Source organism: Leifsonia sp. SIMBA_070, assembly GCF_046534635.1.
GTDB lineage: Bacteria > Actinomycetota > Actinomycetes > Actinomycetales > Microbacteriaceae > Leifsonia.
In genome coordinates, this window is sequence record NZ_JAWRYK010000275.1 from 1 (window position 1) to 272 (window position 272).

Below are 272 nucleotides of genomic sequence, written 5' to 3' on the forward strand. Positions count from 1 at the left end.
GGACGTGGCGGTAGAGAAGTTCGAGCACCCGGAAGGCCGCGGCTACTGCTGGTTCGCCGCAGAGGCCAAGGCGTCGCGGGCGGTGCGCAAGCATCTGCGCCGACAGCATGGCTGGACCACCGAGCAGTGCGACGTGATCGGATACTGGCGTTTCGACGGCGAGAAGTGGGCTTCGAAGTTCGAGACCAACGGGGCCGAGGCATTGGCCGTCTATACGCAGGCGCTCGCCGCGGGCAAGAGCCCGAAGGTGGCCGGCGAGGAATACGACGACG

At 66.9% G+C, this 272-nt stretch carries 1 protein-coding gene; it reads left to right on the plus strand.

The features are described 5' to 3' along the window. Positions 1-272: SIP domain-containing protein (locus SB754_RS20330; RefSeq protein WP_410784172.1), on the plus strand; the 272-nt coding region annotated here is incomplete at both ends.